At 32.1% G+C, this 13,154-nt stretch carries 13 protein-coding genes and 1 tRNA gene; all 14 read right to left on the bottom strand.

The features are described 5' to 3' along the window. Positions 1-48: 48 nt before the first annotated feature. The 14 genes from AAH949_RS02675 to AAH949_RS02610 all read right to left on the bottom strand — a co-directional run bounded on the left by AAH949_RS02675 (position 49) and on the right by AAH949_RS02610 (position 13,090). A tRNA-Asn gene (locus tag AAH949_RS02675) sits at positions 49-123 on the bottom strand. Positions 124-189: 66 nt separating this feature from the next. After that, on the bottom strand, positions 190-1,104 hold the full coding sequence (locus AAH949_RS02670) for a radical SAM protein (RefSeq protein ID WP_134238455.1): 915 nt from the start codon (positions 1,102-1,104) through the stop codon (positions 190-192). Beyond that, positions 1,101-2,123, bottom strand: coding sequence for a uroporphyrinogen decarboxylase (hemE, locus tag AAH949_RS02665; protein ID WP_348518904.1), 1,023 nt, complete (start codon positions 2,121-2,123; stop codon positions 1,101-1,103). Before hemE ends, AAH949_RS02670 begins: the two co-directional genes overlap by 4 nt. Before the next feature lie 9 nt (positions 2,124-2,132). Next, positions 2,133-2,639, bottom strand: coding sequence for a YqhA family protein (locus AAH949_RS02660; protein ID WP_134238457.1), 507 nt, complete (start codon positions 2,637-2,639; stop codon positions 2,133-2,135). Positions 2,640-2,649: 10 nt separating this feature from the next. Then, positions 2,650-3,669, bottom strand: coding sequence for an aspartate-semialdehyde dehydrogenase (locus AAH949_RS02655; RefSeq protein ID WP_348518903.1), 1,020 nt, complete (start codon positions 3,667-3,669; stop codon positions 2,650-2,652). Between the two features lie 10 nt (positions 3,670-3,679). Further along, positions 3,680-4,966 carry a sigma-54 dependent transcriptional regulator gene (locus tag AAH949_RS02650; RefSeq protein ID WP_348518902.1) on the bottom strand — a complete coding sequence of 429 codons (1,287 nt, stop codon included), beginning with the start codon at positions 4,964-4,966 and terminating at the stop codon, positions 3,680-3,682. Between the two features lie 92 nt (positions 4,967-5,058). After that, a complete protein-coding gene (locus tag AAH949_RS02645) occupies positions 5,059-5,511 on the bottom strand; it encodes a hypothetical protein (RefSeq protein ID WP_134238460.1) in 453 nt (150 codons plus the stop codon). Beyond that, positions 5,487-5,999: a flagellar assembly lipoprotein FlgP gene (gene flgP / locus AAH949_RS02640; RefSeq protein WP_134238461.1), complete on the bottom strand. Its 513-nt coding sequence runs from the start codon at positions 5,997-5,999 to the stop codon at positions 5,487-5,489. Before flgP ends, AAH949_RS02645 begins: the two co-directional genes overlap by 25 nt. 62 nt (positions 6,000-6,061) lie before the next feature. Further along, positions 6,062-8,659 (bottom strand): DNA gyrase subunit A, encoded by a 2,598-nt coding sequence (gyrA, locus tag AAH949_RS02635; RefSeq protein ID WP_348518901.1) that lies wholly within the window; start codon positions 8,657-8,659, stop codon positions 6,062-6,064. A gap of 42 nt (positions 8,660-8,701) precedes the next feature. Then, positions 8,702-9,277, bottom strand: a complete 576-nt coding sequence (locus AAH949_RS02630) for a ComF family protein (RefSeq protein ID WP_348518900.1) — start codon at positions 9,275-9,277, stop codon at positions 8,702-8,704. Further along, complete coding sequence (gene mapA, locus AAH949_RS02625) at positions 9,274-9,912, bottom strand: outer membrane lipoprotein MapA (RefSeq protein ID WP_348518899.1); 639 nt, start codon at positions 9,910-9,912, stop codon at positions 9,274-9,276. Before mapA ends, AAH949_RS02630 begins: the two co-directional genes overlap by 4 nt. A 57-nt stretch (positions 9,913-9,969) precedes the next feature. Further along, on the bottom strand, positions 9,970-10,929 hold the full coding sequence (gene lpxD, locus AAH949_RS02620; protein ID WP_134238465.1) for a UDP-3-O-(3-hydroxymyristoyl)glucosamine N-acyltransferase: 960 nt from the start codon (positions 10,927-10,929) through the stop codon (positions 9,970-9,972). Further along, positions 10,926-11,390 carry an acetolactate synthase small subunit gene (ilvN, locus tag AAH949_RS02615; protein WP_134238466.1) on the bottom strand — a complete coding sequence of 155 codons (465 nt, stop codon included), beginning with the start codon at positions 11,388-11,390 and terminating at the stop codon, positions 10,926-10,928. Before ilvN ends, lpxD begins: the two co-directional genes overlap by 4 nt. Further along, positions 11,387-13,090, bottom strand: coding sequence for an acetolactate synthase large subunit (locus AAH949_RS02610; protein ID WP_134238467.1), 1,704 nt, complete (start codon positions 13,088-13,090; stop codon positions 11,387-11,389). Before AAH949_RS02610 ends, ilvN begins: the two co-directional genes overlap by 4 nt. Positions 13,091-13,154 lie beyond the last annotated feature (64 nt).

Here is a 13,154-nt window from a genome sequence, read left to right as displayed (position 1 = left end):
AATCTTATTTAATTGACTTAAATTTGGTATGAATAATAAATTGAAGAATGGCTCCGGATGTAGGATTCGAACCTACGACCAATCGGTTAACAGCCGACTACTCTACCGCTGAGCTAATCCGGAATAGTGAAAAACAAAATGAGATTATATTTAATTTTATAAACTTTGTCAAGGATTTTTTGAAAAAAATTAAAAATTTTTCACTTTATAAAATTTAACCCCAGCCAGATCAATCATTGTTACTTTAGATTCTTGCAATAATTTTTGTAAATTTCGTTTCGAAACTTGTGTAAATTTTGCCTCCACATCAAACTCACTTTGAGATCTAAGCTTTAGCATTTTTAAAATTTCTTCTTCGCTAAAATTGATTTTAGAGCCACTATAAAAATGCTTAGCAATCACAACAGGAACGCTAGTAATATATTCACTTAACTTTACAAGATCTTCTAAGCTAACAGGTTTAACAGGATATGCAGGCGGTCTATCTATAGTGCTAAAATCAACCCTTAAAGGCTTTATATTTGCAAATGCTTCATTTAATGCAAGCATTTCTTCAGGGGTATCATTTAAATCTTTAACCACCAAAACTTCCATAATTAAATCACCGCTAAATTGTGTTTTAAATTCAATAAATTTTTTTATTAATTCATCTACTTTAATTGTCCTTAATGCTCTATCAATTCTATAAAATGTCTTTTCAATAGCACTATCTAGACTAAATTTAACAACATCAAGCTTCAATAGTGCATTAAAACTTTTAGAATTTAAAACCGCACTACCATTGCTTAAAATTAAAAGTCTTTTATCTTGTTTGAGTTTGTTTAAACGCCAAATCAGCTCATCTAAAAACGGATATAAACTAGGCTCTCCATTTGCGGTTAGCGTAATAAAATCAAACTCAACTCCACTTTGAATGCTTTGTAAAAGTTCTACTATAATCTCATCAACACTTGGATATATTAATGATTTTTCTTGAGGCTTTGCAGCATTTAATTCACAATACACGCAGTCAAAATTGCATTGTTTTTTATCAGGACTTAAATCAAGCCCCAAAGATAGCCCAAATCTTCTTGAACTAATGGGACCAAAAACGATTTTTTTCATTTTGAAGATTTTTCTTGAACAAGTTTTATAAAATATTTTGCATTTCCCACAGGAATATCAGGCAAAATTCCATGACCTAGATTAAAAATATGCGAAGTATCCTTCATGATATCTAAAATTTTTTCAACACCTTCTTTAATAGAATTTTTATCATATAATCTACAAGGCTCCATATTCCCTTGCAGTGTGTATTTTGAAGCTAATTTTTCTTTAGCCAAATTCAAAGGAGTGCTCCAATCCACACCAAAAACATCAAAATTTCCATTAATCTCATCCAAAAATCCACTAATACCTTTAGGAAATAAAATCACAGGAATATGCGGATATTTTTTTTTAATATAATTTGAAATTTCAAGCATATAATTAAACGAAAATTCAAAAAAAGCTTCTTTTTCTAAAGCACTTGCCCAACTATCAAAAATTTGTATAGCATTAGCTCCTGCTTTGATTTGCTCTTCTACATATAATTTTAAAGCAAGAGTAAGTTTAGTTAAAATCTTGTGCAAAAATTCAGGATTTTGATAAAGGATTTTTTTACACTTAGCATAATTTTTGCTTCCACCGCCTTCAATCATATAAGTAGCTATAGTCCAAGGACTACCACAAAATCCTATCAAAGCTTTACTAGGATCTAATTTTTCTCTTGTTAATTTTAAAGCATCATATACATAAGAAAGATTTCTAACGCCCTTTTGTATATCTAAATTCTCTAAATCCTCTTCTGTTTGGATAGGCTTTGGAAAAATCGGCCCTTCGCCTTTTTCAAATTTAAGCTCCAATCCCATTTCTAAAGGCACGACTAAAATATCTGAAAAAATAATAGCCGCATCAACGCCCAATATATCCACAGGTTGCAAGCTTACCTCGCTGGCTTTTTTATAGTCTCTACAAAGGGATAAAAAATCACCCGCACTAGCTCTTACTTGCATATATTCGCTCAAATATCTACCCGCCTGCCTCATCATCCAAACTGGAGTATATGGAGTTTTTTTCTTCAAACAAGCATCAATAAAAATCATTTTTCATCCTTAATGACCGCCTTTATGTAAAAAATAAAGTCCTATACAAAGTGCTAAAATAGAAAGTGCCAAATAAGTCATATCCAAAATGCCGTTAAATTGCATTTGCAAAACTCTTTGAAAAAAATTCACCACTAAAACCATGATGATAACTTTTGCTAATTTATCTTTTAGTTGATCTAAGCTATGCACCTCTAAAACTTTTGATTGTTTTGTTTGTTTAAATTCTTCTATTTCACTAATAAATAATTCATAAATTCCAAAAGAAAAAATAAATAAAACCAAAGCCATAAGATACAAATCAACAGCACCTATGATAAGTCCTACCACATCTTCATGCAAATCAATAGTAGAATTAGGCAAAAAGAAATAATCAAAAACATATAATAATACTTTTACTACATCATAACTTGCTATAAAAAATAAAACAAAAGCCCCAATAAGTCCAAAAATCACCGGTAAAATAGTTACTATACGACTTTTAACCAATAAATTTTCAAAAAATTTTTCTAGCATTTTTTCCTTTCTAATTTAATTCTAGCCATTTTTGTGCAATTCTTACTGCATTTGTAGCAGCTCCTACACGAATTTGATCAGCAACACACCATAAATGTAAGATATTTTTATGATTAATATCGCTTCTAATTCTACCCACATAAGTTTCATTGGTATCACTTGTAAAAAGCGGCATTGGGTATTGTTTATTTTGCGGATCATCAATAACTTTTACACTTGGTGCTTTACTTAAAATCTCTCTTGCTTTTTTTACATCGACATCTTTTTCAAAATGCATAGTAATGGCCTCGCTATGACTTCTTAAAACCGGAACTCTCACACAAGTTGCTGAAACTTCTAGTTTTTTATGTAAAATTTTTTGAGTTTCATTAACCATCTTAAGCTCTTCTTTTGTATAACCATTCTCTGTAAAAACATCAATTTGTGGGATTAAATTTAAAGCCAAGGTATAAGGAAAAGTTTGAGGCTTAAACTCATCAAGTTTAAATGCAAAAAAACTCTGCATTGCAGCAACTAATTCTTCCATGCCTTCTTTACCCGCACCACTAGCTGCTTGATAAGTGCTAACATCTACTCTTTTTAAACCAAATTCATCATCTAAAGGTTTTAATACTTGTACCATTTGTATAGTAGAGCAGTTTGGATTGGCAATGATTCCTGTTTTTTTCCACTCTTTAATATCCTCAGGATTACACTCAGGCACAACTAAAGGTACATTGCTATCCATTCTAAAATGACTGGTATTATCAATCACTACCGCTCCTGCTTCCACTGCAAATTTAGCGTATTTTTCACTAATGCTTCCACCGGCACTAAAAAACGCAATATCAACAGGATTTTCTTTGAAAACATTTTCTGTAAGTTCTTTTACTTTATAAATTTTTCCTCTAAATTCTACATCCAAACCTGCACTTTTCGCACTTGCAAGGGGTAAAATGCTTTCTACTGGAAAATCAAGCTCATTTAAAACATTTAAAATTTCTTCGCCCACAGCACCAGTTGCACCAACTATAGCAATTCTTTTTTTCATTTTTTATCCTTTATAAATTGTATTTTTTCATTTTTTCACAAAAAACTTTTTCACTCATTCCAATAAGCTCAGCAGCTGATTTTACATCTTTTGCTTCCTTTAAACTTTCTAAAATCAGTTCTTTTTCTAAATTTTTAACTTCTTTGCTTTTTCTACTTTCTAAAAATAGATCTTTGGCATTTATTTCATTTGTTTCGCTTAAAATACAGGCCCTTTGTATGATTGATATAAGCTCTCTGATATTACCTGGAAAATCGTAATCTAAAAGCGCAGCCTTAGCTTCTTCATTTAATTCTTTATTTTCTAACTCATACTCCTTGCAAGTATCCAATAAGACTTTTTGTGCAATTTCTAAAATCTCATCTTTTCTAGCTCTTAAAGGAGGAATATTTATAGGAATAGTATTTAATCTATAATACAAATCTTCTCTAAATTCATTTTTGGAAATTTTATCTTCAATATTTGCATTTGTAGCACTCACTATACGCACATCTATTTTTATACTTTTAGTGCTTCCAAGTCTAGTAATCTCTTTTTCTTGCAAGGCTCTTAAAAGCTTTGCTTGAATTTCATAAGGCATTTCACCAATTTCATCTAAAAAAAGCGTCCCTTCATTTGCAAGTTCAAAAAGCCCTATTTTTGTAGCATTTGCATCTGTAAATGCTCCTTTTTCAAAACCAAAAAGCTCACTTTCTATTAAATTTGATGGAATAGCTGCCATATTGATAGCTACAAAAGGCTTAGAGGATCTTTTTGAATTTTTATGGATAAAATTTGCAAACACTTCTTTACCTACACCACTTTCGCCAAACAACACAACACTTGCATCTGTTTTTGCAGCTCTTTTTGCCAAATTTAAACAATCTTCTAAAGCTTTGGAACTACCATAAAAGTCCTTGCTTTCTTCTTTTTTTTGCACTTTTTTAGAATTTTTTTTAGAAGTTTTTTCTTGGATAATCTTAGCTCTTTTTATAGCAGTCACCAAGGTATTAATATCAAAAGGTTTTACCAAAAAATCCTTCACTCCAAGCCTAACGGCTTCAATAGCTCTATTTAAAGTAGCATTGCCTGTGATGATAATAAAATCATATTTATTTTCACATGATTTGACAAATTCAATACCATCAATACCAGGCATATTAATATCAGTAATAATCAAATCCACTTCATCATCTAGTTTTTTTAAGGCCTCTGTAGCAGACTTATAAGATTTTATACTAAATTCTTCATATTCACTCAAAGCAATTTCAAGTGATTTTCTCATATTAATATCATCTTCAACTATTACTAAATTCACAAATATACCTTTATGACTTTGTTTAAAGTTAAAATAATAGCAAAAATCAGCTAAAAATTTTAAAGAATGTTTTAAAATTATGAAGAAATTTATTATTTTTCTTTATGTAGATAATAAATCAATGCAAAATGATTTCCAAATTCAACCATAAAACGCAAAGGTAAAATTTTAATATAAGTTTCGTGATTTGCTAAAGCATTTTCACTTTGAATATAATCATTAATCTTTATTTTAGCTCCTATGAAGCAATTTAATAACTCATCTTTGTGAGAATTTAAAAAATCAAGCTTTATTGTTTTACTCATATCGTCATCTATTAAGCCGAGTTCTGTTTTGGGAAGAATTTTTAAATCATTATCATTATAGGCAATTTCACAAGCTAATTCGCTCTTTACATTTGCACTTCGCGTCATTGCGAGGGATATATTTTGATTTTGATGAAATAAGATAAGATTTTTATTGGAAAATTCTGCCCAAAATATAAACTCATCTTGGGCAAATAATCTAAAAAAAAAGAATATTAATAAGCAAATAATTCTTTCCACTTGTCTGCATCTATTTTAAGTTCTAAATTAACACGATAAAGTCCTTGATTAAAACTTTCATCAACAATATTTGCATTTTTGATTAAACCATTTACTTGTGCTGTAACAGTAGAACTTTTAAGCATAGCATCTTTAACAGTATCCTTACCATTTACTTTCACACCGTATAACTTACTTGCAAGCTGTCTATAAGCATCCGCAATCGCCGCTCTTTTGGCTAATGCAAGAGCTTGAGCTGAAGAAACAGTATTCATAGGGGCAATGCCCTCACCTGTGGCGCCAAAAACTATTTCGTTTTCAGAATTATCCAAGCTCAACATCTTTTCTTGCTGGATAATATCACGAATATCATCTTTATCTACTTTTTGCACTACCACATCATTGCTTGGGGTAGCTTGATTGGCATTTGCATTTGTTTTATTTGCATTTGCAGCAACACAACCACTAAAACCTAAAACCGCAACAAGTGCTAAAACTAATTTTTTCATATTTCAACCTTCAATATATTGTAAAATTAAATTAAACTAGCAATTTCTGTTCCAAATTTACATTATTTTAAATTTAGCTCAGCGCCAAGCTCTTCTTCATCGTCACTTTCTTCTTTAGGACACTTGGCAATGCTTACCACCTCATCATTTTCTACATTAACTACAATCACGCCGCTTGTATTACGTCCTGCTTTTCTAATGCTTTGCATATCCACACGGATCATTTTTCCGCTACTTGTAAGCGCCATTAAATCCATACTTTCATCTACTATAACTATGCTAATTAAATCTTTTGTTTTTGGAGTAAGTTTCATACAAATAACGCCTTTGCCACCCCTACTTTGAAGTCTATATTCTCCCGCATTGGTGCGCTTTCCTATACCTTTGGCACTTATACTTAGAATTTCTTGTTCATCATTTTCTATAACAACTGCACCCACCACCTCATCATTTTTTTCTTTAAATTTAATCGCAGTTACACCACGGCTTACACGGCCAATCTCACGCACCTTTGCAAGTGGGAATTTGATACACATTCCTTTTTTAGTAACCACAAAAAGCATTTTGCCTTTTATATTTTCATTTGCAATTTCTTCATTTTCTGAGTTTTCATCGTCTAAAATTTCAACATCCCCTACTTCATCTTGCACATTTTCATCCGAATTTTTCACAAAAATTTCATCTTCATCTCTTTGAACGATGATAGCGGTTACCAATCCATCATTTTCATCCAAATTAATAGCCTTAACACCCACGCTTCTAATATTTTGATATTCGCTTAAATTAGTGCGTTTAACTATACCATTTTTAGTAAAGAAGCATAAAGATTTATTTTCATCAAAATCGGTTGTAGGAATGATAGCCATAATTTTTTCATCAGCTTGCAAATTGATTAAATTCACCACAGCTTTTCCTTTGGCTGTCCTTGAACCCTCAGGGATTTTATAAACTTTTAGCCAATAAAGTTGACCGCGATCGGTTACAAACATCAAAGTATCATGCGTATTTGCAGTAAAGAAACTTTCGATAAAATCATCATCATAAGTTGTTACCGCAACTTTTCCTTTGCCGCCGCGTTTTTGTTTTTCGTATTGCTTACTTGGCACTCTTTTGATATAGCCACGATGAGTAATGGTTACAACCATATTTTCATTAGGAATTAAATCTTCAATGTCTATATCATCATAATCATCTTCAATTTGAGTAATGCGTGGCACATTGAATTTATTTTTTATCTCTTTTAATTCATTACGGATAAGATTTTCTAGCAAAGTTTCACTTTTTAAAATCTCTTCAAGTCTTATAATTTCTTCCATAAGCTTAGCAAGTTCATTTTCTATCTTTTCTCTTTCAAGTCCAGTTAAACGACCAAGTTTCATATCTAAAATCGCATTGGCTTGAAGCTCACTAAGCCCAAATTTAGCTACTAAAGAATCTCTGGCTGTTGCATTATCTGGGCTATTTTTAATTAGCGCTATAACTTCATCGATATTATCAAGTGCAATTTTAAGACCTTCCAATATATGTGCTCTTGCTCTTGCTTTTTGAAGTTCAAAAATCGTTCTTCTAATAATCACCGTTTTTCTATGATTCAAGAAAACATTTAAAAGCTCAATCAAAGAAAAGATTTTTGGCTCTTTGTTATGAATAGCAAGCATAATCACACCAAAAGTGCTTTCCATCGTGGTGGATTTAAAAAGATTATTTAGCACTATTTCACTCATTGCTTCGCGTTTAAGCTCTATTACGACACGAATTCCTTCTCTATCACTCTCATCTCTAACTTCTGAAATTCCCTCAATCTGCTTTTCTTTTACAAGCTCTGCAATTTGTTCTATAAGTCTTGCTTTATTGGTTTGATAAGGAAGCTCATCAATAACAATAATATCTTTATTAGACTTTTTTTCTATATGAGTTTTTGCTCTTATTTTTACCCTACCTCGTCCCGTGCGATATGCTTCTATAATGCCTTTTTTACCATAAATTATCCCCGCAGTTGGAAAATCAGGACCTTTGATAAATTGCATTATCTCTTCTAAACTAGCATCTTTATTATCAAGTAAATACAAAAGTCCATCTACAAGCTCATTTAAACTATGCGGAGGGATATTTGTCGCCATACCTACGGCAATACCGCTCGATCCATTAAGCAATAAATTTGGTACTCTAGCAGGCAAAACATCAGGCTCTTTTAAAGAATCATCATAATTTGGGACAAAATCAACTGTATCTTTATCAATATCTTGCAAAAGTTCTTCTGCTAAAATTGTCATTCTAGCTTCGGTATAACGCATCGCAGCTGCACCATCACCATCAATAGAGCCAAAGTTTCCTTGCCCATCAACGCTTGGATAACGCATAGAAAAATCTTGAGCCATTCTTACCAAAGCATCATAAACCGCAGTATCGCCGTGTGGATGATACTTACCAATCACATCCCCCACTATACGAGCAGATTTTTTATAAGCACTACGACTTCTAACACCCAAATCATCCATAGCATATAAAATTCTCCTATGAACAGGCTTAAGTCCATCTCTTGCATCAGGTAACGCACGACCTATAATAACACTCATAGAATAATCTAAATAGCTTGATTTGATAGAATTCTCAATATCAATCAACTCAATATCTGAATCTTTTATAAAAATATTTTCCATAAAAATCCTTAAATGTATGAAGCAATTTTATATTTTAACAAATTAATCTTTTGCATCAGCTAAAACTAAAGCAAAAAGCACAGAAATTTGATTTTTTTCCAAAATTTGTTTAGCTTGCATTAAACTAGAACCACTTGTAATAATATCATCCACTAAAATAACAGGGTATTTTGGAATTTTTAAAAGCTCGTAGTTTCTTTTGTTTTTCAAGCGGAAATTCATACTTTTCCCAGAATATTTCAAATGAGATTTAGCATATAAAGTTCTATATAAAGGCTTAATAAAAGGACTTTTCAAATGTCGGGCTAATAAAGCCGAATGAGAATAAAGCCCATTTTCGACTCTATCATCTAGAGGCACAGCATTAATCATGACTTGAGGACTAAAAAATTCATCAAAACGCGCAAAACTTAATTTCGCCAAAGCATTCAAAACAAAATATCCATAAAATTTATGTTTTGAATATAAAAGATGCTTGATCTCGCTGTATTTATAAAAAGAATAAACCTTGAAGCTATTATCAAGAATTCTATGATTAAGACTTAACTCTGCTAATTCCTCTAAGCAACTAGGACAAAAATCAAGCAGAGTAAAGCAGTGACAGTTATAACACCTCAAAGTGAGCTTATAATACTTGCGATTTTATTTGCCATTTGTTTTAAAAGCAAATGAGTATAAAAAGACACTTCTTTTTCATCTTTAAAGCCGACAACATCTTGTCTTGTGCTAACTGCTAAAGTTTTTTGTGTATTGATATTGCGAAGTTTTAAATTTGCCTTTACGCGTGAATGAAGTCCATTATTATCGACCTTAGAATTAAAGTCAGTAAAAGCAAGATCTAATTTTAAATCATAAGGAGAATCGCTTTTTTCCAATACAATAATACCACGATTCTTAAGTTCTGTTTTTAGCATAGAATAAAGAATCACATTAAAGTGCTCATCAAGATAATAGCTTGCATTTTTATTTTTAAAAATCTTTTTTTCTTCTTCCAAATCATAAATACGGTGCAAATAAACCTTTTTTAAAGCCACAGAAGTATCTAAAGTTCTTTTATTGGCGCAACATTTTAATCCCACATCACTCAAATAAATTAAACCTTTGATTTTTGCCTCAAAAGCCTTATTGCTTTCACAAGGCTGACATTGCGTACTATTTGAAATTTGCTCTACTTGCGCTATAGTGCCAGAATTGGTTGCACAAGCACTAAAAACAAATAACATCACTATAAAAATACTTATTTGCTTTAACATTTTTTCTCCTTACTTAAAAAATTCGCTTGAATTTATAAAGCAAATTTCAAGCCATCATCACTCTCTTTCTCTAAAATTCATAGCAATTTTTGCCTGAAGTTTTAACCAATCCTTTTGAAGCATTATAGGAAAACCGCCATAAACCCTACCACCTTCAAGATTTTTACTCACTCCACCTCTTGCAGCTATGGTACTAAAATCTCCTATTTTTAAATGCCCACTTGTTGCACTTTGTCCGCCCATAACTACATTGCGTCCAAGTTCGCTTGATCCTGAAATTCCAGTTTGTGCTACAATAATACAATTTTGCCCTATGTCGCAATTATGTCCTATTTGCACGAGATTATCCACCTTTGTGCCTGCTTTAATGATAGTGCTATCAAATACCGCTCTATCTATAGTTGTACAAGCTCCAATCTCAACAAAGTCTTCTAAAATCACATTCCCATTATGATAAATTTTATAATGCTCGCCGTTTTTATTATGTGCATAGCCAAAACCATCACTTCCTATAACGCAATTTGCAAGCAAATGACATTTTTTCCCTATTTTACTATCATTATAAATGACCACATTAGGATGGATAATGCTTTCATCGCCAATGCTTACATTATCGCCTATATAAGCACCTGCCATAATCACAACATTTTCACCTATGCAAACATTATTTCCTATATAAACATTTGGCATAATTTTTGCACTTTTTGCTATATTTTGAATTTTTTCTTTTGCATTATCAAATAAAGGTTTAGCAAAAAGCTTACTTAAAAAAGCAAAACTTAAGTGCGGATTTTGAGTGATTAAAGCCTTAGTATCCTTTGGCACTAAATTTTCATATTCTTTTGCGACTAAAATCGCTGCTGCGCCGGTATTAGGTATATCTTTAGCATTTTTTTCGCCATCACAATATGTAAGCTCAGTAAAATTTGCTCTTAATAAAGAATTTAAAGCCGTTATTTCGATATCTTCTCCATTATATTCTAAACCTAAAAAATCTGCTATTTCGCTTAATTTCATTTAATCTCCATCAAAACTGATCCACTGCGAACTATATCACTAGGATTATATTTTTTAATTGTTTTTAAAAAATTATCAATTCTAGTTGCATCATCAGCAACCATCAAAAATAAAAAATTTTCATTACTATTTGCAATGACTCCATTATAAGCTTTCAAAACTGCATCCAATCCACCCAAATTCTCATTTAAAGGAATTTTTACAAGAGCCATTTCTTTTTCAATAAATTCCTCACTTTCTATAACCTTATAAGTAGGAATAAGTTTATGAAGCTGCTTGACAATTTGCTCAAAAACGCGTTCATCACCTGAAGTGACTATATTAATGCGCGAAAATTCCCCTCCCGCTAAAGGTGCAACTGTCAAGCTATCAATATTATATCCTCTACCTGAAAAAAGCCCTACGATACGCGATAAAACTCCATGTTCATTTAAAACAATTACCGATAAAACTCTTCTCATTTTTTATCCTTCAATTTTGGCAAAATCATATTATAAATAGCACCGCCTGCTGGCACCATAGGTAAAACATCTTCAAAACGATCAATGGCTACATTTAAAAGAGTGGTTTTTTGCGAATTTAAAGCTCTTTTAAAAGCACTACGAAATTCATCTTTTGTTTTTATATCATATCCCTCACATCCAAAACCTTCAGCAATCTTCACAAAATCAGCTTGCACGCTTAAATCTGTTTGTGAAAAATGCTCATCATAAAACATACTTTGCCATTGACGCACCATACCTAAAAAGGCATTGTTTAAAATAATATTAATCACAACAATACCATACTCATAAGCCGTCATTAACTCTTGGATATTCATCAAAACTGATCCATCGCCAACAAAATTCACCACAACTTCTTTTTCGCCAACTGCAAGTTTTGCACCCAAAGCCGCAGGTAAAGAGTATCCCATCGCTCCTTGTCCACCACTTGTAGCAAGCTGTCTTGGAAAATTAAAAGGATAAAATTGTGCTACCCACATTTGATGCTGTCCCACATCAGTAATTATCCTTGCATCAGGAGCAAGCTTGGCGCATTCTTGTATTACCCATTGAGGTTTTAAAACTTCATCACTATCTTCATAGCTTAAAGGATATAAATTTTGATAACGCTTTAAGGTTTCAAGCCATTCTTGAGTTTGAATTTCAAATTGATCGCGTTTTAGCTCATCTAAAGTTTGAGAAATTACACTTTTAATATCTCCAACTATTGGAAAATGAGCGTTGATAATTTTAGAAATCGAACTTGGGTCAATATCAATATGCACAATTTTAGCTCGCTTGGCAAATTCGCTTGTTTTTCCCGTAATCCTATCATCAAAACGCGCTCCAACACTGATTAGCAAATCACACTCACTCAAAGCCATATTGGCAGCATAGCTTCCATGCATACCTGCCATTTTAAGATTTAAAGCATCATCGCTTCTTAAAGTTCCTAAAGCCATTAAGGTTTCAACGGCGGGAATTTGAGTGATTTTAACAAGCTCTCTTAATTCTTCACTAGCATTAGATGCAACGCAACCTCCACCCAGATAAAATAAAGGTCTTTTAGCTTCTTTTAAAAGCTCAACAAATTTTTTAATCTGCTTTGCATTGCCTTTATAGTTTGGCTTATAAGTCTTCATAGTAATTTCTTGAGGATAATCCCAAATTCCCAAAGCTGCAGTTACATCTTTTGGGATATCAATATGAACAGGCCCTTTTCGACCACTTGTTGCAATATAAAAAGCTTCTTTTAAAATTCTAGGCAATTCTTGAATATTTTTTACTAAATAATTATGTTTCACGCAAGGGCGAGAAATACCCACTGCATCAATTTCTTGAAAGGCATCAGTGCCTATTAAAGAATTTGCAACTTGTGCAGAAATCAAAACCAAAGGTATAGAATCACTATAAGCCGTAGCAAGTCCTGTTATGGTGTTAGTAAAACCAGGTCCGCTTGTAACTATAGCCACACCCACTTCACCACTCATTCTTGCATAAGCATCTGCTGCATGCAAAGCAGCTTGCTCATGACGCACAAGAATGTGTTTAAAATAAGTTTGAGTATAAATTTCATCATAGATATTCAAAGCTGCTCCTCCAGGATAGCCAAAAACAACTTTTACTTTTTCAGCCCTTAAGGCTTCGCATACCATTGTAGAACCGGATATTTCTTTCATCATTTAGCCTTTTTTAAATCATTTATTATACAAAATTTGCTTGAGTTTTAAAATTAAAAATAAA

The organism is Campylobacter sp. CCS1377, assembly GCF_040008265.1.
In the GTDB taxonomy this organism is placed as follows: Bacteria; Campylobacterota; Campylobacteria; order Campylobacterales; family Campylobacteraceae; genus Campylobacter_D.
The sequence above is the reverse complement of the archived record's forward strand: the minus strand, read 5'-3'. Positions and strand labels throughout refer to the sequence as shown.

Excerpts from the sequence above, each read along its gene's own strand:
- AAH949_RS02610 (WP_134238467.1), bottom strand. The coding sequence starts at position 13,090 with ATGAAAGAAATATCCGGTTCTACAATGGTATGCGAAGCCTTAAGGGCT.
- ilvN (WP_134238466.1), bottom strand. The coding sequence starts at position 11,390 with ATGAGAAGAGTTTTATCGGTAATTGTTTTAAATGAACATGGAGTTTTA.
- gyrA (WP_348518901.1), bottom strand. The coding sequence starts at position 8,659 with ATGGAAAATATTTTTATAAAAGATTCAGATATTGAGTTGATTGATATT.
- hemE (WP_348518904.1), bottom strand. The coding sequence starts at position 2,123 with ATGATTTTTATTGATGCTTGTTTGAAGAAAAAAACTCCATATACTCCA.
- AAH949_RS02670 (WP_134238455.1), bottom strand. The coding sequence starts at position 1,104 with ATGAAAAAAATCGTTTTTGGTCCCATTAGTTCAAGAAGATTTGGGCTA.
- AAH949_RS02660 (WP_134238457.1), bottom strand. The coding sequence starts at position 2,639 with ATGCTAGAAAAATTTTTTGAAAATTTATTGGTTAAAAGTCGTATAGTA.
- lpxD (WP_134238465.1), bottom strand. The coding sequence starts at position 10,929 with ATGAAATTAAGCGAAATAGCAGATTTTTTAGGTTTAGAATATAATGGA.
- AAH949_RS02655 (WP_348518903.1), bottom strand. The coding sequence starts at position 3,669 with ATGAAAAAAAGAATTGCTATAGTTGGTGCAACTGGTGCTGTGGGCGAA.
- flgP (WP_134238461.1), bottom strand. The coding sequence starts at position 5,999 with ATGAAAAAATTAGTTTTAGCACTTGTTGCGGTTTTAGGTTTTAGTGGT.
- mapA (WP_348518899.1), bottom strand. The coding sequence starts at position 9,912 with ATGTTAAAGCAAATAAGTATTTTTATAGTGATGTTATTTGTTTTTAGT.